Source organism: Corynebacterium sp. NML 120412, from assembly GCF_002285155.1.
Taxonomy (GTDB): Bacteria; Actinomycetota; Actinomycetes; order Mycobacteriales; family Mycobacteriaceae; genus Corynebacterium; species Corynebacterium gottingense.
Genome location: NZ_NSGL01000003.1, coordinates 36,749 through 61,394, shown reverse-complemented (window position 1 = coordinate 61,394; position 24,646 = coordinate 36,749). Strand labels below are relative to the sequence as shown.

The 24,646-nt window shown below is 63.5% G+C and carries 19 protein-coding genes; 5 read left to right on the top strand and 14 right to left on the bottom strand.

The genetic code is table 11. The features are described from left to right. Positions 1–3 precede the first annotated feature (3 nt). The 5 genes from panC to CKJ84_RS08550 all read right to left on the bottom strand — a co-directional run bounded on the left by panC (position 4) and on the right by CKJ84_RS08550 (position 6,713). Positions 4–801, bottom strand: coding sequence for a pantoate--beta-alanine ligase (gene panC / locus CKJ84_RS08570; protein WP_095546657.1), 798 nt, complete (start codon positions 799–801; stop codon positions 4–6). A 28-nt stretch (positions 802–829) separates the two neighbouring features. Continuing rightward, positions 830–1,324 carry a DUF4411 family protein gene (locus CKJ84_RS08565; RefSeq protein WP_095536071.1) on the bottom strand — a complete coding sequence of 165 codons (495 nt, stop codon included), beginning with the start codon at positions 1,322–1,324 and terminating at the stop codon, positions 830–832. Next, the gene (locus CKJ84_RS08560) at positions 1,324–2,478 is read right to left on the bottom strand and encodes an ImmA/IrrE family metallo-endopeptidase (RefSeq protein ID WP_095546656.1); all 1,155 of its coding nucleotides are present in this window, start codon (positions 2,476–2,478) and stop codon (positions 1,324–1,326) included. Before CKJ84_RS08560 ends, CKJ84_RS08565 begins: the two co-directional genes overlap by 1 nt. Positions 2,479–2,710: 232 nt before the next feature. Next, the gene (clpB, locus tag CKJ84_RS08555) at positions 2,711–5,266 is read right to left on the bottom strand and encodes an ATP-dependent chaperone ClpB (RefSeq protein ID WP_095275747.1); all 2,556 of its coding nucleotides are present in this window, start codon (positions 5,264–5,266) and stop codon (positions 2,711–2,713) included. A gap of 121 nt (positions 5,267–5,387) precedes the next feature. Continuing rightward, on the bottom strand, positions 5,388–6,713 hold the full coding sequence (locus CKJ84_RS08550) for a sodium/glutamate symporter (RefSeq protein WP_095536069.1): 1,326 nt from the start codon (positions 6,711–6,713) through the stop codon (positions 5,388–5,390). 52 nt (positions 6,714–6,765) lie between these two features. Here CKJ84_RS08550 and CKJ84_RS08545 point away from each other — a divergent pair, with 52 nt between their 5' ends. Next, positions 6,766–7,974: a hypothetical protein gene (locus CKJ84_RS08545; protein WP_143340346.1), complete on the top strand. Its 1,209-nt coding sequence runs from the start codon at positions 6,766–6,768 to the stop codon at positions 7,972–7,974. On the opposite strand, the gene CKJ84_RS08540 is transcribed toward CKJ84_RS08545, so the two are convergent. Beyond that, positions 7,971–9,128, bottom strand: a complete 1,158-nt coding sequence (locus CKJ84_RS08540) for an HNH endonuclease signature motif containing protein (protein WP_158221687.1) — start codon at positions 9,126–9,128, stop codon at positions 7,971–7,973. The genes CKJ84_RS08545 and CKJ84_RS08540 overlap by 4 nt on opposite strands. 414 nt (positions 9,129–9,542) lie before the next feature. Further along, positions 9,543–10,373, bottom strand: a complete 831-nt coding sequence (locus tag CKJ84_RS08535; protein WP_095546756.1) for a carbon-nitrogen hydrolase family protein — start codon at positions 10,371–10,373, stop codon at positions 9,543–9,545. A 321-nt stretch (positions 10,374–10,694) separates the two neighbouring features. Here CKJ84_RS08535 and CKJ84_RS08530 point away from each other — a divergent pair, with 321 nt between their 5' ends. Next, positions 10,695–11,858, top strand: a complete 1,164-nt coding sequence (locus tag CKJ84_RS08530; protein ID WP_095546653.1) for an alpha/beta hydrolase — start codon at positions 10,695–10,697, stop codon at positions 11,856–11,858. Between the two features lie 48 nt (positions 11,859–11,906). After that, entirely contained in the window at positions 11,907–13,676 is a 1,770-nt protein-coding gene (locus CKJ84_RS08525) for a pyruvate dehydrogenase (protein ID WP_095546652.1), read from the top strand. A gap of 63 nt (positions 13,677–13,739) precedes the next feature. Here CKJ84_RS08525 and CKJ84_RS08520 read toward each other — a convergent pair whose 3' ends face one another. The 7 genes from CKJ84_RS08520 to CKJ84_RS08490 form a co-directional block, all read right to left on the bottom strand. Next, complete coding sequence (locus CKJ84_RS08520) at positions 13,740–14,150, bottom strand: heat shock protein transcriptional repressor HspR (protein ID WP_095275666.1); 411 nt, start codon at positions 14,148–14,150, stop codon at positions 13,740–13,742. Positions 14,151–14,165: 15 nt separating this feature from the next. After that, the gene (gene dnaJ / locus CKJ84_RS08515; RefSeq protein ID WP_095546651.1) at positions 14,166–15,350 is read right to left on the bottom strand and encodes a molecular chaperone DnaJ; all 1,185 of its coding nucleotides are present in this window, start codon (positions 15,348–15,350) and stop codon (positions 14,166–14,168) included. Positions 15,351–15,487: 137 nt separating this feature from the next. After that, positions 15,488–16,144, bottom strand: coding sequence for a nucleotide exchange factor GrpE (grpE, locus tag CKJ84_RS08510; RefSeq protein WP_095546650.1), 657 nt, complete (start codon positions 16,142–16,144; stop codon positions 15,488–15,490). A gap of 18 nt (positions 16,145–16,162) precedes the next feature. Beyond that, the gene (gene dnaK / locus CKJ84_RS08505; protein ID WP_095536061.1) at positions 16,163–18,010 is read right to left on the bottom strand and encodes a molecular chaperone DnaK; all 1,848 of its coding nucleotides are present in this window, start codon (positions 18,008–18,010) and stop codon (positions 16,163–16,165) included. Between the two features lie 191 nt (positions 18,011–18,201). Beyond that, positions 18,202–19,002, bottom strand: coding sequence for a hypothetical protein (locus tag CKJ84_RS08500; protein ID WP_095546649.1), 801 nt, complete (start codon positions 19,000–19,002; stop codon positions 18,202–18,204). Between the two features lie 87 nt (positions 19,003–19,089). Next, a complete protein-coding gene (locus CKJ84_RS08495; RefSeq protein ID WP_095546648.1) occupies positions 19,090–20,610 on the bottom strand; it encodes an aldehyde dehydrogenase family protein in 1,521 nt (506 codons plus the stop codon). Positions 20,611–20,712: 102 nt separating this feature from the next. Continuing rightward, a complete protein-coding gene (locus CKJ84_RS08490; protein ID WP_095546647.1) occupies positions 20,713–22,440 on the bottom strand; it encodes a DUF5635 domain-containing protein in 1,728 nt (575 codons plus the stop codon). 244 nt (positions 22,441–22,684) lie between these two features. Here CKJ84_RS08490 and CKJ84_RS08485 point away from each other — a divergent pair, with 244 nt between their 5' ends. Beyond that, positions 22,685–24,049, top strand: a complete 1,365-nt coding sequence (locus tag CKJ84_RS08485) for an AI-2E family transporter (RefSeq protein WP_369801178.1) — start codon at positions 22,685–22,687, stop codon at positions 24,047–24,049. A gap of 70 nt (positions 24,050–24,119) precedes the next feature. Then, positions 24,120–24,644, top strand: coding sequence for a type 1 glutamine amidotransferase domain-containing protein (locus CKJ84_RS08480; protein WP_095546646.1), 525 nt, complete (start codon positions 24,120–24,122; stop codon positions 24,642–24,644). The last annotated feature ends 2 nt before the right edge of the window (positions 24,645–24,646 follow it).

The window sequence follows — 24,646 nt, the reverse complement described above, 5'->3', positions numbered from 1 at the left end:
CTGTTAGCCGATCTGGATCGGCGCGTTGTCGAGCAGGCGCGTCGAGCCGACCTTGGCCGCGATCAGCAGGCGGGCCTCGCCGGTAAATCCGGCCGGGAGCTCGGCGAGGTCTGGCGTGGTGGCGACGAGGTAGTCGAGGTGGAGGTCGGGCGTGGCGTCGAGAAGCGAGCGAGCGGCATCGACGCTGCCGGTGGCGATTGCCCTGGGGATGGTGAGGGCGACCTCGCGCTCGGCGGCGCTGAGGTAACGGTTGCGCGACGACAGGGCGAGACCATCGGCATCGCGCACAATCGGACATCCGTGGACGCGGACCGGGAGATGCAGATCATCCACCATCTGGCGGATCAGCGCGAGCTGCTGGTAATCCTTCTCGCCGAAGAACGCGTCGCTAGCTCCCGTGAGCGCGAACAGCTTCGCCACCACCGTGAGCACGCCCGCGAAGTGTGTCGGGCGGGTCGCGCCCTCCAGCACCTCGCCGAGGGGACCCGGCTGGATCGTCGTGCGCGGGCCGTGGGGGTACATCGTCTCAGCCGAAGGCGCGAACACCGCCTCGACGCCCTCCGCCTCCAGCTTGGCCACATCCTCGGCGAGCGTGCGCGGGTACGCGTCCAGGTCCTCGCCCGGCGCGAACTGCAGCGGGTTGACAAAGATGCTCACCACGACAGGGTTGCCCAGCGTTTTTGCTTGCCTGACCAGAGCGAGGTGGCCATCGTGGAGCGCACCCATCGTGGGGACCAGGGAAACGGGGCCGTGGCCGATGGCGTCGGTGAGGGACTCAGGGGTGTGAACGAGGTGTGTCATGGTACTGTTTATGGAACGTGCCAAGCAATTACGGGGATTTCTGCAGGTGCAAGGTGACGCCCGTCTCGCGCATCATCTCAAATGTGTCTGCTGTATCGACACCCATCGCCAAACAGGCATCCGGAATAAGAATCCTTTTCCGTGAGTGCGGTTGTGAGCGCTCATGGGTTACGACCGTATGTTGATGCTCACGAGCGTAAGCAACGAGAAGATAATCGGCGTGATTTCCTACAAAAGCGTTGATGGCTTCCTCCCGGTACGCTCCTGAAACAGCCCACTGAGAAAGCGGCTGGAAGTGCTTCGTCGTTGGCTGATCAATCGCCCTGAACAAACCAGGATTTGTACGCGTCCACTCAGCGAGCTCATCATTGCCCTGTAGGAGTTCATCCCGGACGGCTTCGATACTGCACACCAAATCTTGCCGATACGCGCCTTCGAGCCAATCCCAGAATCCCGGCGCGAGGTCGAAAGCGTAATACCGGTTCTTCGCCTCAATGAGGATGTTGGCGTCGATCAGGAACATCAGGCAACCCCCAATTCTTCCGCAAGATTCTCAAACGTTGCATGTTTTTTCGCACCAAGCAACTGGTACGCGTCCCGGTACGCAGTGGAGCCTTCCAAAGCGCTCGCGATCACCGCTCGAGAGAAACTGCGACTGAGGCGCAGTGGCTGGGTGTAGTAATAGTTGCCGCCGCCATCGCTGCGTCGCGTATCAAAAAAAGACATGACACGCCGCTTCTCTACTTCATACGCCTTGGTGTATTCATTCCAAGGAAGCACCTTGGCATCATAAAGACGTTTAAGGATCACCAGCGTACTGACGCGATAGGTCCTAGCAAGGCGTTCCAACTCCTCTACGTTCACGACGCCCTGAAATTCCTCAATCAAAGCATGCATCGGCACAAGCACCTCTGCAGCGACTTGGTTGCACCAGAGCTCAGCCTTAGGACCATCCTTAGCTGTCATGGCGGCTTCCGAGAGTGCGCTGCCACCTAACCAAATGTGTGCCAGCTCGTGAATCAGCGTAAAGATTTGGGCTGCTTTGGTGTCCGCTCCGTTGACAAAGATCAGTGGGGCGAGGGAGTCCGCTAAAGCAAATCCTCGGAACTCACTAGGATCCAGTCTCCGGTGCGGATCGGAACCAACGACACCACTTACCATGACCAAGACGCCGACTCCCTCGATCCGGTCAATCAACTGACGCAAAGCCTGTTCCCAATTGGGGAAGGTGGCGCGTGCATCAAGACCAAAATCTAACGCGTTCCGAATCTGGCTCGCGACTTTTTCAACTGGCGAATTCAACGTGGCAGCACCAACAAAGGAGACTTCGTCGAAATCGTTCATCAAGGCATGTTCGCGATACCAGTCTTGACGCTGCTGACACTGGTAGATCGTGTCAAGGAGATCTGCCGAGGGTTGCTGAACCCCAAAGTTGCCCAACGTCCTCATATCCGGGATTGGAATCGCCTCTACCGGCGGTTCCGGAAGAAAAAGCAAACCCAAAGGCGTATGCGTAGCGTTTGCAAACTTCTTTAATTGTTTGAGTGTGGGGCGTTCTTCTTGAGAGAGCCATAAGTCAAGCTTCGGAGCACGACGAACAGTAGTGTCCTCATCCCAACCACTCCGCCGAACAGCCCAACGAAGAACCTCTGGGGCAACATCCACCCTCACTACCATTCCACTCACCTCCACCGACTTTGTGGATCGACTACGTAGGCATCATCATACGTTTCTTTGACGTCCGCACAGGGGCCGCAGGCTCCTAAATGGAGCTAGCTCCATTTGGCCGACCAGCCAAACCGCGACCTGCGGTTTTGCACTGGCGCAGCATGCAAATGGAGCTAGCTCCTTATAGACGACTGCGGGACTACGGCCCGGAAGCCTGCTCGGCCCCGCCGCCTACACCGACTTACGCCGCGTCGACAGTGAGGTGCTCCCCACCCTCTGCGACGTCCACGTTGACGGTGTCGCCGTCGCGGACGTAGCCGGCGAGCAGCGCCTTCGCCAGGCGGTCGCCGATGGCCTGCTGGATCAGGCGGCGCAGCGGGCGGGCACCGTAGGCCGGGTCGTAGCCGCGCTCCGCCAGCCAGGCCTTCGCGGCGTCGGAGACGTTGAGCGTGAGGCGCCTGGAAGCGAGACGCTCCGCGAGCGAGCCGAGCTGGATGTCCACAATGCCGACGAGCTGCTCGGACGACAGGGCGTCGAAGACGACAACGTCGTCGAGGCGGTTAATGAACTCGGGCTTGAAGTGGTGCTTCACCGCGTCCATGATCTGGTCGTGGCTGCCGCCGGCGCCCAGGTTGGAGGTGAGGATGACCACCGTGTTGCGGAAGTCCACCGTGCGCCCCTGGCCGTCGGTGAGGCGGCCTTCGTCGAGGACCTGCAGGAGGATGTCAAAGACGTCCTGGTGGGCCTTCTCCACCTCGTCGAAAAGCACGAGCGAGTACGGACGGCGACGAACAGCCTCGGTGAGCTGGCCGCCAGCATCGTAGCCGACGTACCCCGGAGGAGCGCCGACCAGGCGGGAGACGGAGTGCTTCTCGCCGTACTCGGACATGTCGATGCGGACCATCGCGGAATCGTCGTCGAAGAGGAACTCAGCCAGCGCCTTCGCCAACTCGGTCTTGCCCACGCCGGTGGGGCCGAGGAAGAGGAAGGAACCGATCGGGCGGTTCGGGTCAGCCACGCCCGCGCGCGAGCGGCGCACCGCGTCGGACACCGCGTTGACCGCGTCCTTCTGGCCGACCACGCGCCCGGCCAGCAGCTCCTCCATATGCAGGAGCTTCTCGGTCTCGCCCTGCATCATCTTGCCCGCCGGGATGCCGGTCCAGGAGGACACGACCTCCGCGATCACGTCCGGGGTGACCTCCTCGGTGAGCATCGTCTTCTGGGTCTCGCTAGCGCTCGCCTCCGCGTCCGCGAGCTGCTTCTCCAGCTCGGGGATGCGGCCGTAGCGTAGCTCGGAGACCTTGGCGTAGTCGCCGTCGCGCTCCGCAATCTCGGACTCGTTGCGCAGCCGCTCCAGCTCCTCCTTCGCGGACTGGACCGAATCGATCTCCGCCTTCTCGTTGGACCAGCGAGTTTTCAGCTCGTTCAGCTTTTCACGCTGGTCAGCGAGCTCCTGGCGCAGGTCCGCCAGGCGCTGCTGCGAGGCTGCGTCCGACTCCTTCTGCAGCGCGATCTCCTCGATCTCCAGGCGGCGGACCACGCGCTCGAGCTCATCGATCTCCTGCGGCGAGGAGTCGATCTCCATGCGCAGGCGCGAACCAGCCTCATCCACCAGGTCGATCGCCTTGTCCGGCAGGAAACGGTTGGTGATGTAGCGGTTGGACAGCTCGGCGGCCGAGACCAGCGCGGAGTCCTGGATGCGCACGCCGTGGTGCACCTCGTAGCGCTCCTTCAGGCCACGCAGGATGCCAATCGTGTCCTCCACGGTCGGCTCGCCCACGTACACTTGCTGGAAGCGGCGCTCCAGGGCGGCGTCCTTCTCAATGTGCTGGCGGTACTCGTTCAGCGTGGTCGCGCCGACGAGTCGCAGCTCGCCGCGGGCCAGCATCGGCTTAATCATGTTGCCCGCGTCCATCGCGCCCTCGCCGCTCGCGCCGGCGCCAACAATGGTGTGCAGCTCGTCGATGAAGGTGATGATCTCGCCGTCTGCCGACGTGATCTCGTCCAGCACGGCCTTCAGCCGCTCCTCGAACTCGCCGCGGTACTTCGCGCCCGCGACCATAGACCCCAGGTCCAGGGAGATCAGCGTCTTGCCCTTCAGCGACTCCGGGACGTCGCCCGCGACGATGCGGCGGGCGAGGCCCTCCACGATCGCGGTCTTGCCCACGCCGGGTTCGCCAATCAGGACCGGGTTATTCTTCGTGCGGCGGCTCAGTACCTGGACCACGCGGCGGATCTCCGAATCGCGGCCGATCACCGGGTCAATCTTGCCCTCGCGGGCGCGTGCGGTCAGGTCGGTGGAGTACTTCTCCAGCGCCTGGAACTGGTCCTCCGGCGCCTCGGTGGTGACCTTCTTGTTGCCACGCACGGACTGGAAGGCTGCCTTAATCGCATCGTAGGTAGCGCCGCGCTTGGTCAGCAGCTCCGCGGCCTCATCTGTACCGCGGGCGATGCCGGCGAGAAGTACCTCGGTGGACACGTATTCGTCGCCAAGCTCCCCGGCGAGCTCTTGCGACGCATTAAGCGCGTTGAGCGCATCGCGGTTGAAGTTGGGGTTGGCCATGTTCTGGCCCTCCGCCTTGGGGTAACCGGCGACCAGCTCGCCCGCCTCGCGCGCCACCGTCGCGGGGTCAACGCCCGTCGCTTTGAGGACGGGGGCGGCGATGCCGTCCTCCTGCGTGAGGATTGCCTGCAGCAGGTGCGCCGGGCGAATATCCGGGTTCCCTGCCGCGGAGGCCTTCTGCAGCGCCTGCTGGATGGCCTCCTGCGTCTTTGTTGTGGGGGTAAAGGATGCCATGGTCAACATCGTCCTTTCCGTGTGCGTCTAATTTCGTCGTGTTTTATCTCCCGTTTTACTCGGGTCACTTGATATAACGCACCGGAAGTTGAGTCTGTTCCACTCAACCCTGTTTTGGTGTTTACTCCCGCTTTGCCGGCACCCACTTCGACGCAAAGGACAGAATCACCACGCCCACGGCCACCGCGAAGGCGATCCAGCCTAAGCCCGTGACAAAGCCGGCGATCACCGCGATGGGCGCGAGGATGGTCATGCCGATCTCAAACGGGGCGAAGCCGACGTACGCCACGCCGTACTCGTTGAGCGTGCCGGACTTCAGCTTCGGGTCGACCATCTTGAGCAGTGCGATACCGGTGGCCACTGCCGCGGTCGCCCAACCCCAGCCGAACAGGCCACGCTCGAGCCAGTTGGTGCCAAAGAACAGCGGGCCCGCCCACAGCATCCACACCACGCAGAACACGGTGCCCAGGACGAACAGGAGCAGGAGCGCCTGCCAGTACCCGGCGAGCGCCGCGGGCACGATCGACGCGATACCGAAGGCAATCATGTAGTCGGTGGCTGCGCCGGAGATGGAGCTAATGGTGTCGCGGTCCAGGTAGTTCGGCCGCCCGACAGCCTTCAGCAGGCCGCGGCCAATCAGGCCCACCACGCACGCCATCGCGAACAGGGGGATGGACACGTTTTCCCACTGCGACTTCACCAGCTGGTTCAGCATGTACGCGATGAGCACGGTAAACACCACGAAACCACCGTGCAGCGCCAGCGGCTCGATGGAGGACGGGTTGGTAGTCGCCTTGCCGATGGAGGGGCGCTCAGATTCGTCGTCAATATAGCCAGTGCGCAGCTCGCGGGGCAGGTCGCCGCTCAGCTCAGCCGCCTTGCCCTTGCGGATGCCCCAGTTTGCCACGATCACGCCGCCAACGATGGCCACCAGTGTGCCCACGGTCGCGGACGTAAAGCCGATGGACGAGGCGTTTTCCACCCCGACCCCCTCCAGCGCGGAACCGACCGCCGCCGCGGTGCCGAACCCGCCGACGAAGCCGACCGGCAGCATCATACCGAACCAGGGCTCCGTGCCAAACAGCGGCGCAAACAGGTACAGGCCCAGCAGGATGAACAGACCCCACTGCCCCATGAACATCGAGGTCGTATACGCCCACATGTTGCGCGCACCCGCGGCCACGGAGCCGCCGAGCTCCATCGAGTACGCCATTGACGCGAACACCACGGCGATCAAAAGTGTCGTGTATGTGCCCACGCTGTCGGACCAGCTGATCACCCCGAGCACTTCCTGCCCGAGGACAAGACCGATCAGCCCCGCAGTGATCGGCGCAGGCAGCAGCAACGCCTGTAATACTTTCAGCCGGTTGCGGAGTACGTTGCCAATGATCAGAAGCACCGAGATCCAGCCAATATCAGTCAGCATTGTGTACGGCGTAAATTCCATTGCTGCCACCTACCTTTCCCATTGTTTTAGATGTCACATTACCCTGTAACGCATGAGCTCTTTCCGCACCGCCTCCCGCGAAGCAGCCCAAGTTTTGCTTAACGACGAATCGCTGTCCCGATCCACACTCTGGACCTACTTCGTTGCTGAATTCCCTGAGGCAACCGGTCTTCTCCCGGCCGGCGTGACGGAAGCAACGCACTCCATGGTGTGCGTGCCGGGGAGGGCACTGCTGCGTGTCGCTGACACCGCGCCGGACAACGAGACGTTGGACCCCGCCGCGCTCAACCCAGCCGTCGAGGCGGGTCTGCGGGATTGGGCCTTGCACATGCGCAGGACCGGCTTTCCCTCCGCCGAGTACCCGCGCGCGGCAAAGCTGTACCAGGACCTGATCGCTTCCATGCTCGGCCACGAGCTCGACGAGCGAGTCGCCCGCACGCTGGAGGCGTTCGGCGAGGTCATGCGCAGCGCGGCCGAGCAGGCTGACCAAAAGGGCATTCCGGCGGCCTCCGCCGCCCAGGTCACCTCGGTCATCGCGGCCTCGTCCTTCGAGGGCGCTCCCGCCGCAGCGCGCACCCGCATCGTGCGCCTGGAAACCAGCACGCCCATTCCGTACGAGCCCGGGCAAGTGGTGCCGGTGCTGCAGACGAACCGCCAGGGTGTGTGGCACGACCTGGCGCCAGCGTTGCCGTACAACGAGCTCGGCCAGCTGGAGTTCCACGTCCGCGAGGAGTTGGACGTGGAAGTGGGCGACTACGTCACGCTGGGCGCAGCTTACGGGACTGCTCCGCTGCGTGGCGTCGATAAGCGTCCTGACCACGGGCTCCTCATTGTCGCCGACGGCACGGGCCTGGCGGCGGCGAAGGCGATGGTGTTCGACCTGATGGAGCGCGACGAGCGCCCCGAGGTTGAGCTGATGATCGGCGTGGAGCACGAGGACGAGTTCTATGACCTGCACACGTTTGCTTCGCTGACCTCGAGCTCCGAGGTGCACAATTGGCTCACCATCACCTGTGTTGCGGAGCAGGTGATAGACCCGGAGGACCCGGAGTCGCCCGCGATTGTGGAGGGGCTGCGCCGCGTGTGGATCGGCGTCGAACGGCTCGCATCGGCGACGGGCACTTGGTGGGGCCGCGACGTCGTGGTCTGCGGCAGCGTCGCCCGTTGCACCCTGATCACGGACGCCATGAAGGAAGCTGGCGCGCCAGCACCGACCGTGGTTGCCATGGACGAGGAAGCCGATTGGTTTAACGAGCACTAGCCGAGCCTCTCGTATTCCTCAATCCACAGGTCCTCGTACTCCCTCATCGTCATCACGTTGTCGTCGCGGTACGGCCGCTGGTACGAGGGCGAGATAAACCGCGTGCCGTCCGGGAAGACGAAGTGCACGTCGTCGGCGTCTTTGATAATCCGCGTGTGCCCTTCCGTCACCAGCGAATGACACGCAGAGCACAGCGGCAACAGGTTTTCCATCGTCGTTTCGCCGCCCAGCGCCCAGTCCTCCACGTGGTGAATCTCGATGAACCTGGTATGGGTGCACCCCGGCACCGCGCATTCGCTACCCCACATTGTCATGAGCGCGTTGAGCTGGGCGTCGCTGGCAAGCCGCGCCGACTTCGACGTGTTGATGATCAGCCCCTGGTCATTCACCTCGTTCACCCGCACGATGGCGTTCGACACGGCGTGGGCAATGCTTATCGACGCCTCTCCCACCCCATTCGGCATATAGGCCCGCCCATCCGTCGTCGTCACGATATTCACGTGCGCTCCCGGCGCGCGCAGTGGGTTCTTCGGCTTGCTGCGCACCACATTGACCATGCCCATAAACGCCGCGAGCATGGCTTTCCCCACTGGCAGGCCGAAGCCGGATTGGTTGGTCATCTCCTTCAGGGCCTCGTCGACGCCGTCCCGTTCCACCACCTCCGCGAGGTCGACGTCGTAGTAGGACAGTTCGCCGATCTTGAGGGCCGCGGCGACCTTCGCGCCTTCCAGGGGGCTGAGGTCCGCCCACAATCCGAATCTGCCGTTCTTCCGCTCCACAATGCGGACGTACGAGGAGGGTTTGCTCTCTCCCTCCTCGCCCTCACGCTGGCGCCACGCGAGCTCGGCTTCAAGCTCGTGGTAGCCGAGCTTGATGGCCAACTCGACGAGCTCGGCCTCATCATTGTGCTTGAGATACGGCAGGAGTAGCCGCACTTTGGAGTAGTTCACGTCTCCCTCGTTGAACGCCTCCGCGAGGAGCGAGTAGCACATGAGATCACGCGCGATGGAGACGTATTCGTGCGCGGTGGATTTTGAAATACCTAGCCGCCGAATGAGCCACTGAGCCGTCGTTGTTGCGCCGAGGCGACGCGCGAGTCGCAGCTTGTCAAAGATGCCGATGTCGCGCAGTAGCGCCGCCTTCTGCCGAGTCATTCGCCCGAAGGTCGATGCAATCCGGTCTGCTAATTGCGTGATTGCGCAGGAGCCAGTAGGTGGATCCTGTTCGACAGCACCATCATCAGCGATAGCATTTTCGATATTTTCAGGACTGGGATGCTTTGGTGATTCGGTCATGATGCGTGGCTCCGTTCATGGGTTGTCGGGGTGTTGGCAATGAAGATAGCACCCCCACCGAACATCGACCTGACCTGCCCTTTTATCAAGTTAAGTACGTTAACAACGTTGACGTTCGCTAGCGCGTTGAGTCGCGGTAACCAACGACTGAAGGAAGTCCGCATTGCGGACTTTTCTCAGCATTCTACGTTCGAACAACATCGATTTCGCGCACACCCATTCCAACGTGACTGAACGGAGTCCGCATTGCGGACTTTTCTCTGGCGGCGGGCCCTACGACATTGGCGTCGATGCCTCAATATCCACCACCGGAAGCGCGCGGCGGGTTGCGCCAACGGTGTCGAGATCAAGGTCCGCGACGAGAATTTCCGGTCCGTATCCCGCCTCTGCAACCACGACGCCATCCGGCGCGACGACCACCGAGTGCCCGATCCCGGTCGGCCCCGACTCCCGCCCAGCCTCTCGCTCGAAGTTGGGACGGGCCTGTCCCGCCGCGGCGAGGAATACGCCCGAATCAAGTGCGCGCGCACGGGTGAGCAAGCGCCACTGCTCGAGCTTGCCGCCCCCATCCGCCCAGCTCGTTGGTACGACGATCACCTCGGCGCCGCGGCGGGCCAGCTCGCGGAACTGCTCCGGGAAACGAATATCAAAGCAGATAGCTACCCCTACGCGTACGCCATCGCACTCGAAAGTCACGAGCCGGTCCCCCGCTTTGACGGTGTCAGATTCGCGATAGTCGAACGCGTCGTAGGTATGAATCTTGTCGTAACCCAGGTGCACGCCTGCACCCGTAATGAGCGCCGTGTTGTAGACCCGGTTGATCGTCCTCCCGTTCACCTCGCGGGAATCCGCAGGCCGAAACATCCCCGCCACAATGGTTACCCCAGCGTCCGTCGCGAGCTGCCGGAGCGCGGTGGCGAACTCGCCATCCAGCCCCTCGGCCTGCTTATCCAAGCGCCCCTGCCCGAAGGCCTGGCTCGTCGCCTCCGGCAACACAATCAGGCTCGCCCCCTGCTCGGCCGCGTTTCGAATGAGCGGCGACACCTTGGCCAGGTTTTCGCGCACGTCAGGGCCGGTGGTGGTTTGAATGCAAGCAAGTTTCATGCACCCAATGCTAAACATTTTCAAGTTTGTTTGCCGCACCCATTGATTCGGCTGTTACGTTTGTATAGGGTTACACCATGAACTTTTTACACCTTACGCAATCCACAGCTTCCACCGCCCGCGCTCACACCCCGCCGGACCTCACTCATTATGACCCGCACCTTTCCCCCTCATCCACCGCAAACGCGTTATCCACAGTGTGTTCGCACCATACGTTAGCCATGCAGCACACCACCGGCGGGATCCACACACACCTCGAGCAGGTTGCCCGCTTTGCCGACCACGTCTGTGACCTCGACAGCACCATCGCGGGGAGGCTCGATGCGCACCGATAGCGCTATCTACCAGCCCACACTCTTCCCCGACGAGTTGCGCCGGGCGGCGGATGAGGTGTGGGAGGGGCTGTGTGGCGTCGATAGGCAACTGCTCAATGCGCGCCAGGCCAGCGAAGCTTTGGTTCGATCCGGCTTCGAAGGCCCTGCGGCGAACGCATCGAATGCGACCCTCAACGCGTACGCGGCCGAGCTGGAAACGCAACGGGCGGACCTCGAGCGGGTTCGTGCAATTCTGCAGGTTGCCGCGTTGGCACACGCCTGCTTGGACGCGGTGGCGGAGGTGGCAATTCGGGCGGGGCACCACCAACTCATCCAGTGGCTCAACCGCCGATCCCAGGCGCTCGACCGCGAAACCGCGGATGCGCTGCGCACGAACGTGCCGCTCCATACTATTGACGGACTCTTCGCCCACCCCGACGACTCCCTCGAGCAGGTCCACGCGCGGCACGCCGCAACCGTCCCCGCCGCGACACTGCAGACCGTCGAAGCCAGCGGCGGCACCATCTTGGAAGCCGGTCCGGCGAGCACCACCGTGATGATTGGTAACACCGTCGCGCCCGAGCGGGTGATCACCATGGTCGCCGGCACGCACACCGGCAAGCCGGAGGACTTGGGCGGCGAGCTCGACAAGGCACAACGCATCGCCGCGCGCACCGGCGCGTCCGTCGTCGTCTGGCAGGGCTACGGCCCGCCCGCCAACATCCCCGACGCGGGCGCGCAGATCAACGCCGTGCGCGGCGCGGACAACCTCGCGCAGTTCCAAGCCGCCCTCGAATCTCGCTTCCCCAGCGCCCAAAAGACGATCGTCGCGCATAGCTACGGCACGCTCGTCCCCACACTTGCCGCCGCCGAGCATGGATTGCTTGTCGACGACCTGTGGCTCCTCGGCAGCGCCGGGGTTGCTGGCGGCAGCGTGGACGACTTGGCGCTCGCGGGGCCGGACTCCGCCGTGTTCGTTGTGGACTCGCCCGACGACATCATCCTCACCCTACGTTCGGGTCCGGAAGCTGCGCTGGGGGCCTCGCCGTCGTCGCCAAGCTATGGCGCCACCCCTATCGAGGGCGTGACCGGGAGCCACACGGACTATTTCACAGATCCGGCGTTCCTGTCCGCCTTAGCACAAGAAGGCGGACAATACGGGCGTTTTTAGGTATCATGTTTTGCGTTTAGTGATTCATCACCCAATAGGAGGGAATCCATGGCACAAAATTTTGCAGAAAACGTCGTAGCTAGGCTCGAAGAACTCGGCATCAAGCGCATCTACGGGCTGGTCGGCGACTCGCTGAATCCACTGTCGGATGCAGTGCGCCAGAGCGACATCGAATGGGTCCACGTCCGCAACGAGGAGGCCGCCGCATTCGCCGCTGGCGCTGACTCGCTCGCCGCCGATGAGCTCGCCGTCTGCGGCGCTTCCTGCGGCCCGGGCAACACCCACTTCGTGCAGGGCCTGTACGAGTCGCACCGCAACGGCTCCAAGGTCCTGGCAATCGCCTCCCACATCCCGACCATGGAGATCGGCTCCTCCTTCTTCCAGGAGACCCACCCCGAGCTGCTCTTCCAGGAGTGCTCCTCCTACTGCGAGGTCGTCCACAACCCGGACCAGGGCATGCGCGTGTTCCACAACGCAGTGCAGAACACCCTGGCCGGCAACGGCGTGTCCGTGATGGTCGTGCCCGGCGACGTCTTCGCCGCCGACGTCACCGACGGCCCGCACACCGCAGACTCCGTCTACGCCACCGGCGCCAAGAAGCGCGTGTTCCCGGATCCGCACGAGGCCGCTCGCCTCGTCGAGGCCATCAACAACGCCGAGAAGGTCACTATCTTCGCCGGCTGGGGCGCTCGTGACGCCCGCGACGAAGTCTTCGCCCTGGCGGAGAAGATCAAGGCGCCCATCGGCCACTCCTTCCGCGGCAAGATGTACTTCGAGCACGACAACCCGTACGACGTCGGCATGTCCGGTCTGCTCGGTTACGGCGCGTGCCTGGACGCCATGGACGAGTCCGACCTGTTCATCATGGTCGGCACCGACTTCCCGTACTCCGACTGGCTGCCGGACGAGAACGTCGCGCAGATTGACATCGACGGCAGCCACATCGGCCGCCGCACCAAGGTCGAATACCCGGTCGTCGGTGACGTGAAGAGCGTCATTGAAAACATTCTCCCGCACATCGAGGAGAACAAGGACCGCAAGTTCCTGGACAAGATGCTCAAGCGCCACTACCAGCTGCTCGAGCACGTGGTGAACAACTACACCAAGAAGGCAGCCGAGTCCACGAAGCCGATCCACCCGGAGCTGGCTGCCTCCGTGCTGGACGAGCTGGCTGACGACGACGCCTACTTCACCGTCGACACCGGCATGTGCAACGTCTGGTCCTCGCGCTACCTCACCCCGAATGGCAAGCGCGACGAGGCCGCGTCCTTCCTCCACGGCACCATGGCCAACGCACTGCCGATGGCCATCGGCGTGCAGGCAGCCTTCCCGGACCGCCAGGTCATCTCCTGGTCCGGCGACGGCGGCCTGGGCATGCTCATGGGCGAGCTGCTCACCATCAAGCTGCACCAGCTGCCGGTGAAGGTCATGTGCTTCAACAACTCCTCCCTCGGCATGGTCAAGCTCGAGATGATGGTTCAGGGCATGCCGTACTTCGGCACCGACCACGAGGAAGCCAACTACGCCGAGATTGCCAAGGGCGTTGGCATCAAGTCCTTCCGTGTGGAGGACCCGGACGACCTCAAGCCGGTAATCAAGGAGGCCCTGGAGTACGACGGCCCGGCCCTCGTTGACATTGTCACGGACCCGAACGCGCTCTCCCTGCCGCCGGGGATCACCTGGGACATGATGAAGGGCTTCACCAAGTCCGGCGCCCGCACCGCCTTCCTCGAGGGCGGCGTCGGCCGACTGTTTGACCTGGCCAAGTCCAACCTGCGCCACATCGGCGGCGCAGCGGCCATCGAGTTCGGCGGCTAGTCCGGACGCACGAAAGAAGGGGACGCAGTCAGATCGACTGCGTCCCCTCTTTTGCTGTCGCGGTTAGGGTTGTGCGCGGCGGCGTCGAGAAGCTGCGGGCTCCCACGTCACCACCGCTGTCGAGCGCGGCACGTGCACGAGCTCGCCGCCGCGGGCGGGGCGGGACTCGAGGCGCTTGCGCAGCTGGGTGTTCTCCTCGTGCTTCGCGGCCAGCTCCTCCTGCAACTCATCGATCTGCTCGGTGAGCTGGATAATCGTCTTGATGCCGGCCAGGTTCACGCCGTCCTCCTGGGACAGCTGCTGGATCCGGCGCAGCAACGAGATGTCGCGGCGCGAGTAGCGGCGCCCGCCGCCGCGCGTGCGCATCGGGGTGACCAGGCCCATCCTGTCGTAGGTGCGCAGCGTCTGGGCGTGCATGCCGGTGAGCTCCGCGGCAACGGAGATCACGAAGTACTGCTCTGTTTCCTTCGACACGTGGCTCACCTCCTACTACGCGCCGGCCCACCCGGCGCGCGGGTCAAAGCCGGAGTCTCGCTCCGCCTGGTGGTAGGTGCGCAGCGCGCTGGTTGCGGCCGCATCCAGGTCGTCGGGCACCTTTACCTCGACGGTGACCAGCAGGTCGCCGGCCTTGCCGGACTTCTTCGGCACGCCGCGGCCCTTCACGCGCAGGGTGCGCCCATTCGGGGTACCTGCGGGGATCTTCACGCGGACGCGCTTCTCCAACGTCGGCACCGTCACGGTGCCGCCGAGGGCGAGCTCGCCGAAGGACACCGGAACCGTGACTTCAAGGTCGTCGCCGGAGCGGGTGAAGACGGCGTCGTCACGCACGTGCACGCTGACAAACAGGTCGCCCGCTGGCGTGCCGTTCGGCCCGGCCTCGCCCTGGCCGGCCAGGCGCACCTTCTGCCCGTCGACCACGCCGGCGGGGATCCGCACCGTGATCGTGCGGGCCCGACGCACGGTGCCGGTGCCGCGGCAGGTGGTGCAGGGGTCCTCGATGATCTCGCCCGTGCCCTGGCACTCCGGGCACGGCCGGGCCATGCCGAACGCGCCGTTGTTCTCCCGGATGTAGCCCGAGCCGGAGCAGCGGCTGCACCGGTGGGTTTTTCCGTCCTTGGAGCCGGAGCCGTGGCAGGTGGTGCACGGCGCGTCGCCAGTCAGCTCGACGGGGAAGGTGGTGCCCTTCGCCGCCTCGCGGAAGTCGAGCGTTATTTCCGTTTCGACGTCGGCCCCCCGCGACGGCCGAGCGTTCCTGCCAGCACCGCCGCCGCGGTTAAAGAGGCCACCGAAGAGATCACCAATGCCGCCGTCTCCAGCTTGTCCAGCACCGGCGTTTCCGAAGATGTCGGAGAATCCGGAGTAGTCCGAGAAGTCCGTCTGCGTCGTGCGAAACCCGCCGGGAAACCCGGTACCACCTCCCCCGAAGCGCCCAGCACCCATCATGGACTTGAACTGGTCGTATTCCTTGCGTCGGTGCTCGTCGCCGAGGACGTCGTACGCCTCCGCCACGCGCTTGAACTTCTCCTCCGCAGCTTTGTCGCCGGGGTGGGAATCTGGGTGGTTTTCGCGTGCGAGTTTGCGGTACGCCTTCTTAATGTCTGCAGCCGAGGCGCTTGAGGAGACCCCGAGGTCACCGTAGTAGTCCTTGCCTGCCCATTCCTGTTGCATTGCCATCTCGCACCCTCCTTTCACGCAATGTTAGTGCGTTGCTCTCGAGTCATTCTGTTGTTCTACGAAAAGGGCCGGGGAAGAGTCCGCTTCGTTGTCGCTTCCTCGTTCCCCGGCCTCGAGCCGTTGGGCCGATCGTGGCCCTAGGCGTTATCTGCTGCGTTATCTGCTGCGTCGCCCTCAGCGTTTTCCGCAGGGTCCGCGATGATCACCATCGCGTTGCGGATCAGGCGCTCGCCGACGCGGTAGCCCTTGCGCAGCACCGTCCCGACGACCTGCTCGCCGCCGGACGACAAGTCCTGCACCGCCTCGTGGATCTCCGGGTTGAAGGGCTCGCCCTCCGCACCGAAGGCCTCGACTTTTTGGTTGGCCAGCACGCCGCGGAACTTGTCGGCAAAAGACTTCAGCGGCCCTTCGTTCAGGTCGCCGTGCTGGTCGGCCAGGTCAAGGTCATCCAGCAGCGGCAGCAGCTCGCTGGCAAACTTCGCCTTCGCGTGGTCCGCGATCTGGCCGCGCTCGCGATCGGTCCGGCGGCGGTAGTTCGCGTACTCGGCGCTCACTCGCTGCAGGTCCTCGGTGCGCTCGGCCAGTTGCTTTTCGACGGAGTCGCCCTCCTCGACAACCTCCTCGGCGGCTTCGCCGTCGAGGCTGGCCTCAATGTCGGCTAGTTCCTCGTCGACGCTCTGGGCGCCCGCGGCTTCTTCCGCGGCCGCTTCAGCCTCGTCGGGGGTGACGAACTGCTCGTCGGTGTTCTCCGGTGCGCCCGGATCTTCCGGCATCTGCGGGTTCGGGTTCGTCATAACCTGACCACTCCTGACTTACTTGTTGTCGGAGTCGTTGGACTCCTCAGCGTCGTCCTCGACAACCTCGGCGTCAACAACGTTGTCGTCGCCTGCGGCGGCGTCGGCCTGGGTTGCGCCCTCGTTGGCCTGTGCCTCGTAGAGGACCTTGCCCAGCTCCTGGGACTCGGTGTTCAGCTTCTCCACGGCGGACTTCACGGCCTCGAGGTCGTCGCCCTTGAGCGCCTCGTCCACGGCATCCGCAGCCTCGGTGACGCGGGTCTTCAGGTCCTCCGGCAGCTTGTCGGAGTTCTCATCCATAAACTTGCGCGTCTGGTAAGCGGCGGTCTCCGCGTTGTTGCGGGTCTCCTGCTCCTCGCGGCGCTTCTTGTCCTCCTCCGCGTGCTGCTCGGCGTCCTTGACCATGCGGTCGATCTCCTCCTGGGACAGGCCGGAGCCGTCCTGGATCTTGATCGTGTTCTCCTTGCCGGTGGCCTTGTCCTTCGCGGACACGGAGACGATGCCGTTTGCGTCGATGTCGAAGGTGACCTCGATCTGCGGCACACCGCGCGGCGCCGGAGCGATGCCTGCCAGCTCGAAGGAGCCGAGCAGCTTGTTCGCAGACGCCATCTCGCGCTCGCCCTGGAAGACCTGGATCTGCACGCTGGGCTGGTTGTCCTCAGCGGTGGTGAAGGTCTCGGAACGCTTCGTCGGGATGGTGGTGTTGCGCTCGATCAGCTTGGTCATCACGCCGCCCTTGGTCTCGATACCGAGGGAGAGCGGGGTGACGTCGAGAAGCAGCACGTCCTTGACGTCGCCACGGAGCACGCCAGCCTGCAGGGCTGCGCCGAGGGCCACAACCTCGTCCGGGTTCACGGACTTGTTCGGGTCCTTGCCGGTCAGCTCCTTGACCAGGTCAGTCACGGCCGGCATACGGGTGGAGCCACCGACCAGGACGACGTGGTTGATGTCGCCGACCGAGAGGCCAGCGTCCTTGATCACCTGGTTGAACGGGGACTTGGTGCGGTCCAGCAGGTCAGAGGTGATCTTCTGGAACTCGGTGCGGGTCAGGGTCTCGTCCAGGAAAAGCGGGTTCTTCTCGGAGTCAACGGTGATGTACGGCAGGTTGATGGAGGCCTGCTGGGAGGAGGACAGCTCGATCTTTGCCTTCTCCGCAGCCTCGCGCAGACGCTGCATTGCCATCTTGTCCTTGGACAGGTCCACTCCCTGTGCGGACTTGAACTTGTCTACCAGCCACTCAACGATGCGGTTGTCCCAGTCATCGCCGCCCAGCTCGTTGTCGCCGGCGGTAGCGAGGACCTCAACGACGCCGTCGCCGATCTCCAGCAGGGAGACGTCGAAGGTGCCGCCGCCCAAGTCGAAGACCAGGATGGTCTGCTCGGAGTCGTTCTTCTCCAGGCCGTACGCCAGCGCAGCCGCGGTCGGCTCGTTGACAATACGCAGGACGTTCAGGCCCGCAATCTGGCCGGCCTCCTTGGTGGCCTGGCGCTGTGCGTCCTCGAAGTATGCCGGGACAGTAATGACCGCGTCAGTCACCTCGTCGCCCAGGTACGCCTCCGCGTCGCGCTTCAGCTTCATCAGCGTACGAGCGGAGATCTCCTGCGGGGTGTAGTCCTTATCATCAATGTTGATGGTCCAGTCATCGCCCATGTGGCGCTTGACGGAGCGGATCGTACGGTCAACGTTGGTCACCGCCTGGTTCTTTGCGGACTGACCAACCAGCACCTCGCCGTTCTTCGCAAACGCGACAACGGACGGGGTGGTGCGGGAACCCTCGGCGTTCGCGATAACGACCGGCTCGCCGCCCTCCAGGACGGAGACGACCGAGTTCGTGGTGCCAAGGTCAATACCTACTGCGCGTGCCATGTTGCATTCCTCCTGTAAACGTGGGGTTTATCAATAAGTTGATGTGCTGTGACTCAACTTCACGGCAACCACTGTAACAGATGATCTGCCGCTCTTGAGTCCGTCGCACTCAATCCTTACAACGGCACTCGGCACAAAGTTGTTCCCGCTCGACTCAACTTTTTATGTTGCGGCAGGTCAGTAGACTTTTTTCACGGCTGGAATTGCGCCAAGGCGTCGTCAACAAACGGTCGCGCCGCGTAGCCCAGGCCGACGAGCGCGAACAGACCGAGCACGATGCCCGTGATGCCGAGCCCGGTGGTCTGGCTCGACGTCATGGAGCTTGCTGGCAGGACCGAGCTGCCGCGCGTCCTGCCGTCAGCGCAGTCCGAAAACGCCTGACTGTAGGACAGGATCGGCGCGGCGAACTCGGGCGCGTGAGTCTTGGCGGCGTCGATGATTCCGTCGCGGATGTCCACAAGGCTCGTGCCAAACAGGAGGCCGCCGACGGTCCCGCCGACCACGGGACCGAAGTCCACGCCGTGGAGCGGCCCCTCCTCGCGCGCCTTGGCCGGAGTGATCGTGATCGTTTGGTCCGTAATCACGTCCTTCTTGGCGGCGTTGAGGAATCCGACCATGCGCCAGTACTTATCCTTTTGCGTCCCCAGCGCGAGCGCCGCCTGCGCGGCGGAGACCTTCTTGTCCGCGGGGACGGGCAGGTCGCTGGCGCTTGCCACGCCCTTTCGCACGCCGTATTCCCAGACGATTTCGGCTTGCGCCCGGGCGTCGTCACCCTCAACACTGTCGCGGACCTGCTCGCCCAGCCGGGTGAACAGCGCGGAGTAGGCACCGTTGACGCGCTCGGTGTCCGTGTCCGTAAAAGTGATGGTGCACTGGTCTTTGTCGGAGTCGTAAGTGGTTTCGTAGGCGTTCGCGTGCGGGGCGACGAGCGCCGAGGCAGAAAGCGCAGCGGCGAGGGCGGCGCCGGCGCAGCGCCTGGTGGTGTAGTTCACGTAGAGTGCTCTTTTCTTGCATGCAGGTTGGCCCCGCGGTCCGCGCATGGGGAGCGGGACGGCGGGGCGTCGATAAGCGAAGGGCCCTTAGAACAGCCCGGTCTCGTTCTCGTCGTAGGAGACGAGCAAGTTCTTGGTCTGCTGGTAGTGGCCCAGCATCATGAGGTGGTTCTCGCGGCCGATGCCGGACTGCTTGTAGCCGCCGAACGCCGCGTGGGCCGGGTAGGAGTGGTACTGGTTTACCCACACGCGACCAGCCTGAATGGCGCGGCCGGCGCGGTAGATTGTGTTCTGGCTGCGGGACCACACGCCGGCACCGAGACCGTAGATCGTGTCGTTGGCAATGCGGATCGCCTCGTCGTAGTCCTTGAAGGTGGTCACGGACATGACCGGGCCGAAGATCTCGTCCTGGAAGATCTTCATGTCATTGGTGCCCTTGAACACGGTCGGCTCAATGTAGAAGCCGTTCTCCAGCCCCTCGAGCTTGTTCACGTGGCCGCCGGTGAGCGTCTCCGCACCCTCCTTCGGGCCGAGCTCCAGGTAGCTGGTGATCTTGTCCATCTGCTCCTGCGACGCCTGGGCGCCCATCTGCACGTCCGTATCCAGCGGGTTGCCCACCTTGATCTGCTTCACGCGCTGCACGCCAAGCTCGAGGAACTCGTCCGCGATGGACTCGTGGATCAGGGCGCGCGACGGACAGGTGCAGACCTCGCCCTGGTTCAGGGCGAACATGGCGAAGCCCTCGATGGCCTTCTGCTTGAAGCTGTCGTCGCGCGCGAGCACGTCCTCAAAAAACAGGGACGGGGACTTACCACCCAGCTCCAGGGTGACCGGGATGATCTTGTCCGCGGCCGCCTTGTTGATGATCTTGCCCACCTGGGTCGAGCCGGTGAACGCGATTTTGGCAATGCGGTCGGAGCCGCTGAGCGCCGCACCCGCCTCGTCGCCGAAGCCGTTGACCACGTTGACCACGCCAGCCGGGATGAGGTCGCCCACCAGGTCCATCAGGTAGAGGATGGAGGCCGGGGTCTGCTCCGCCGGCTTCATCACCACTGCGTTACCCGCGGCCAGCGCCGGGGCGAGCTTCCACACCGCCATGAGCAGCGGGAAGTTCCACGGGATGATCTGGCCGACCACGCCGAGGGGCTCGTTGAAGTGGTAGGCGACCATGTTGTCATCGATCTGGCTGAGGCGGCCCTCCTGGGCGCGGATCGCGCCCGCAAAGTAGCGGAAGTGGTCAATTGCCAGCGGGATGTCGGCGGCGAGCGTCTCGCGCACGGCCTTGCCGTTCTCCCAGGTCTCGGCCACCGCGATGTCCTCGAGGTGCTCCTCCATGCGGTCCGCGATGCGGTGCAGCATGAGCGCACGCTCCGCCACCGAGGTCTTCCCGAACGCGGGCGCCGCCTTGTGCGCGGCGTCCAGCGCCAGGTTGATGTCCGCCTCCTTGCCGCGAGCGACGCGGCAGAAGGTCTCACCGGTGACCGGGGTGATGTTGTCAAAGTACTCGCCGTCCACCGGCGCGACCCAGTCGCCGCCAATGTAGTTGTCGTACTGCTCGCGGAACTTCACGCTGGAGCCGGCGGTGCCGGGGTTGGGGTAGACAGTCACGGTCTGTTTCCTTTCGCGGTTTAGGGATGGAATGTGACCCACCCTACACCACAGGACAGACGAGAGCTAGGGCATAGCGCCTATCGACGCCCCGCCAACCCCTCACACCTGCTCAAAACGGGATGCACGCCCCTGCCCCTTCGGGACTATGTCGCCCCTGTCCGCTATCCCATCCAAGAGGCGCTTCGACGTCCCCCGAGCGACGCCGGTAAGACGCATAAAATCACCAGTAGTGATCGCTTCGTGGACGCTCAGCCAACGCTCGACAGTGCACGTCGCCTCCAACGGGTCAGTGGTTCGGTACGGCAGCAACTCGCGCACCGGATCTTCGTTGCGATGCCGCTCAATTCGGTCCACCGTGGTCTCCCCGAGCACCCACACATCGTTGTACTTGGCAACGATCGGGGTGGCGTCGACAAGCGTCTGCTTCGCCACATCGAGCGCTGCCTGTGCAGACTCCACAGAAGCCTGGAGCTGCTCCGCGAGCTGAGACGGAGTGATAAACGGGTGATAAAGAAGGTGGTAAAGCAAAATGCTCAGGCGATAATCCTCCTTGCGCTCCGCAGGCCGCAAAGCGTTCATAACCTCCAGCACGGGTGTGGAAGGCATGCCGCCACGCAACGTGACTTCAACGGAAACACCACTTACCTCTTCAATCTGCGGCGGGTTGTGCCCGAGCGCGATCATCGCCCGGTACATACGGTCAATGCCGACCCCCTGCTTATCCACAAGCCCGGTCGCGCGGAACAAGTCCGCAAGCGCCGGGTACCTCGCTTCACGCTGCGTGAGAATGTTTGACGCATTTACATGTCCTACGAATCCGCCCGGACTGTGGACTTCCAGCATCGCGTCCGAATCAGTCCACCGCACCTCCGTCGGCCCGGACCTGTTCCAATCTCGGTGAATAACACCGTTGAGGACCGCTTCACGCACCGCACTGCGCGGTAACTGCCGGATCGGCACGTGGCTAAAACCGTGTTCCACCGTGACCTGAGAGTTGAGCACATCCAGTGCGGTTTCTACTTGATAGATTTGCTCCGCCAACGACTGTTCCGGCACCGGCGCCACTCGGTTGCGCACGCTTCCACTTGGGACATCGAACTGCGTGAGCTCTAGGCCAACGGTTCCCAGGCTAGTTACCAACATCGCTGCAGCAGCAGAAAGTCGACCATCACTGCGGAGCGCCCCAAGAGAGCGGAGGAGCTCCTCATCGGTCTGCTCCCATGGTTCTGCCTGTCGCCACTTTCGCAGGATCGAAAGCGCCTCTGGTCGTGCGTCGGCAGCAGTGCGCTCGGAAGCAATTGCCGTTAGGTCGAAAGACTGCATCGACGCACGATGCTGCCACCACTCCGAGCGATCAACCGGCTGACACGAATCACCTACACGCCAGCGCAAACGATCAGACGTATCCTCAACAGGTGCCGGAGCCTGGCTGACAAGGATAACCAACAACCGAAACCCCTCGACTTGACGCGCCGAAATATCCGGAGCCACCCCGACCCGTGAGTTAATCTCCTGCCTCAGCCAATCAATGCTCAGCTCTGTGCCGAGTAAGCGCCCTGTGCCGTCTTCCACACCTACGATCAGGGCACCACCGCCGGGAGAATTCGCCATGCACGCCACTTCATCGGCAAGCTTGGTGGCAGCATCCGGATTCTCAGGCCGCCCCGGCAACAGCTCGCGCCCCTGCCTACGTCCAGCTTCTTCCTTAAAATCGATCGCCTGGGTTTCTTTTGTCCCCCTGAGACAGCCATCTTCTACCGAATCGAGAATCTGGGCAACCTCGCGCAGCAAGAATGCGCGGTGTTCCATTCCGCCGATCACTGCCATGTCCATCCTCCTCGTGTGCGAATCTCACAACAATCGCCAAAATAGCAAAAGATTGATAGATTAGACACCCCCTTAATCTGTCAATAATTCGCCAAATGACAAAACGCTGACAGATTAGGCACCCCCTTAATCTCACAATGAATCGTCATTCCAAGAGACTCCGGATGATTCTGCGTTCAACTCGACGCCGCGCCCAGCCCGGCCGACTCATGCGTTTCCGCGTATATCTGGCAGAATCAACGGGGTGAACAAGAAGAATTCCCACGACTTCGTCGGCGCGCTCGATACAGAGGCCCACGACGTCGACATGAAGCCCACCCCGGCCGACGCCGCCCAGGAGCTCTCCCAAGAGCCCACCGACCGCGGCGAGGTCATCGCCGCAGATGGTCGCACCGCCGCCGCATGGGCGCTGCGCTTCATCATCATCGTCGCCGCCACCGCACTGGTGCTCTACCTGCTCAAGTTCGTGTGGATGGGCCTGCTGCCCATCTTCCTCGCCCTCATCGTGTCCACGGTCCTCTGGCCGCCGGTGCGCTGGCTGCGCTCCAAGAAGTTCCCCGCGGCCCTCGCCACCTTCACGGTGATCATCGGCTTCTTCGGCATCATCGGCGGCATCTTCGCTGCGATGGGCCCGACCGTGAAGAAGCAGGGCACGCAGCTCTACGACCAGGCCGGACAGGGCGTCTACCAGATCATCGCCTGGGTCAACGAGCGCGTCGACCCCTCCATCATTGACCCGAACAAGATCCGTGAGCAGATCTCGCAGGTGACCGACGCGCTGCGCGGGCAGGCGTCGAATATCGCTTCCGGCGTCTTCTCCGGCATCGGCGCGATCGCCTCCGTGGGCACCACCCTGGTGCTCACGCTGATCCTCACCTTCTTCTTCCTCAAAGACGGCGACGGCTTCCTCCCCTGGCTACGCAAGTACGTCGGCGTGAAGGCCGGCTGGCACCTCACCGAGGTCTGCATGCGCTCGTGGAACACGCTCTCCGGATTCATCCGCACGCAGGCAATCGTGTCGGGCGTGGACGCCATCTTTATCGGTATCGGCTTGCTTGTGCTCGGCGTGCCGCTGTGGCCGGTCCTCGCCGTGGTCACCTTCTTCGCCGGCTTCATCCCGATCGTCGGCGCGTTTACCGCGGGTGCCCTGGCCGTGATCATCGCGCTGGTGTCCAACGGGTTCATGAACGCGGTCTTCGTACTCATCCTCATCATCGCAGTGCAGCAGATCGAGGGCAACGTCCTCCAGCCGATCCTGCAGTCCCAGGCGATGGGCCTGCACGCGGCGATCGTCCTGCTCGCTGTCGCACTCGGCGGCACCATCTTCGGCATCGTCGGCGCGTTCCTCGCGGTGCCGGTCGCGGCGGTCGTCGCCGTGTGGTTCCGCTACTGGGCCGAGATGGTCTCGCTACGAACCGGCGAAATCACCGCCGACGACATCCAAATATCCACCACGCAGAGCGAAACCCTGGACTCCAAGTCCGCGTTCCTCGCGGTCCGCGACCACATGATGCGCATCGCGAAGCGCGAGAAAAAGCCAGTTGGTGAGGCCTCGCTTGGCTCGACCAAGGTCCCGCTTGACGACGCCCCGTCGAAGGACTCCGACTAAAAGGTCGACAGATCACGCATCTGCTCCTACCCTCGGTCGCGCAAACGATTCCAAGACACAAAGGATGAACATGGCTGACCTGAACGGCAAGAACATCGCAATCATCTCAACCAACGATTTCGAGGATTCCGAGCTGACCTCGCCGAAGGAGGCCGTCGAGGCCGCCGGCGCGACCACCACCGTGATCGCACCGGAGACCGGCGAAATTACCGGCAAGAACGGCACGACCGTGAAGGTAGACATCACCACCGCCGAGGCCAACGCCTCCGATTACGACGCGCTGATCCTCCCTGGCGGTACCGGCAACGCCGACCAGATCCGCGTCGACGCCCCGGCCGTCGCACTGGTGAAGGAACTTAAGGCCGCGGACAAGGCAATCGGCGTGATCTGCCACGGTGGCTGGATTCTTACCGACGCCGACCTGCTCAAGGGCGTCAAGCTCACCTCGGTGGCAAACGTGAAGACCGACCTGGTCAACGCGGGCGCAAACTGGGTCGACGAGGAGGTCGTCGTCGACTCCGGCTTCATCTCCTCGCGCACCCCGGCCGACCTCGAGGCATTCAACGCGGCACTGGTCGAGGAGTTTGCCAAGTAGTC

Coding starts and splice junctions, on each gene's coding strand:
- panC (WP_095546657.1), bottom strand. CDS start 801: ATGACACACCTCGTTCACACCCCTGAGTCCCTCACCGACGCCATCGGC.
- CKJ84_RS08565 (WP_095536071.1), bottom strand. CDS start 1,324: ATGTTCCTGATCGACGCCAACATCCTCATTGAGGCGAAGAACCGGTAT.
- CKJ84_RS08560 (WP_095546656.1), bottom strand. CDS start 2,478: ATGGTAGTGAGGGTGGATGTTGCCCCAGAGGTTCTTCGTTGGGCTGTT.
- clpB (WP_095275747.1), bottom strand. CDS start 5,266: ATGGCATCCTTTACCCCCACAACAAAGACGCAGGAGGCCATCCAGCAG.
- CKJ84_RS08550 (WP_095536069.1), bottom strand. CDS start 6,713: ATGGAATTTACGCCGTACACAATGCTGACTGATATTGGCTGGATCTCG.
- CKJ84_RS08545 (WP_143340346.1), top strand. CDS start 6,766: ATGAGCTCTTTCCGCACCGCCTCCCGCGAAGCAGCCCAAGTTTTGCTT.
- CKJ84_RS08540 (WP_158221687.1), bottom strand. CDS start 9,128: ATGACTCGGCAGAAGGCGGCGCTACTGCGCGACATCGGCATCTTTGAC.
- CKJ84_RS08535 (WP_095546756.1), bottom strand. CDS start 10,373: ATGAAACTTGCTTGCATTCAAACCACCACCGGCCCTGACGTGCGCGAA.
- CKJ84_RS08530 (WP_095546653.1), top strand. CDS start 10,695: ATGCGCACCGATAGCGCTATCTACCAGCCCACACTCTTCCCCGACGAG.
- CKJ84_RS08525 (WP_095546652.1), top strand. CDS start 11,907: ATGGCACAAAATTTTGCAGAAAACGTCGTAGCTAGGCTCGAAGAACTC.
- dnaJ (WP_095546651.1), bottom strand. CDS start 15,350: ATGGCAATGCAACAGGAATGGGCAGGCAAGGACTACTACGGTGACCTC.
- grpE (WP_095546650.1), bottom strand. CDS start 16,144: ATGACGAACCCGAACCCGCAGATGCCGGAAGATCCGGGCGCACCGGAG.
- dnaK (WP_095536061.1), bottom strand. CDS start 18,010: ATGGCACGCGCAGTAGGTATTGACCTTGGCACCACGAACTCGGTCGTC.
- CKJ84_RS08490 (WP_095546647.1), bottom strand. CDS start 22,440: ATGGCAGTGATCGGCGGAATGGAACACCGCGCATTCTTGCTGCGCGAG.
- CKJ84_RS08480 (WP_095546646.1), top strand. CDS start 24,120: ATGGCTGACCTGAACGGCAAGAACATCGCAATCATCTCAACCAACGAT.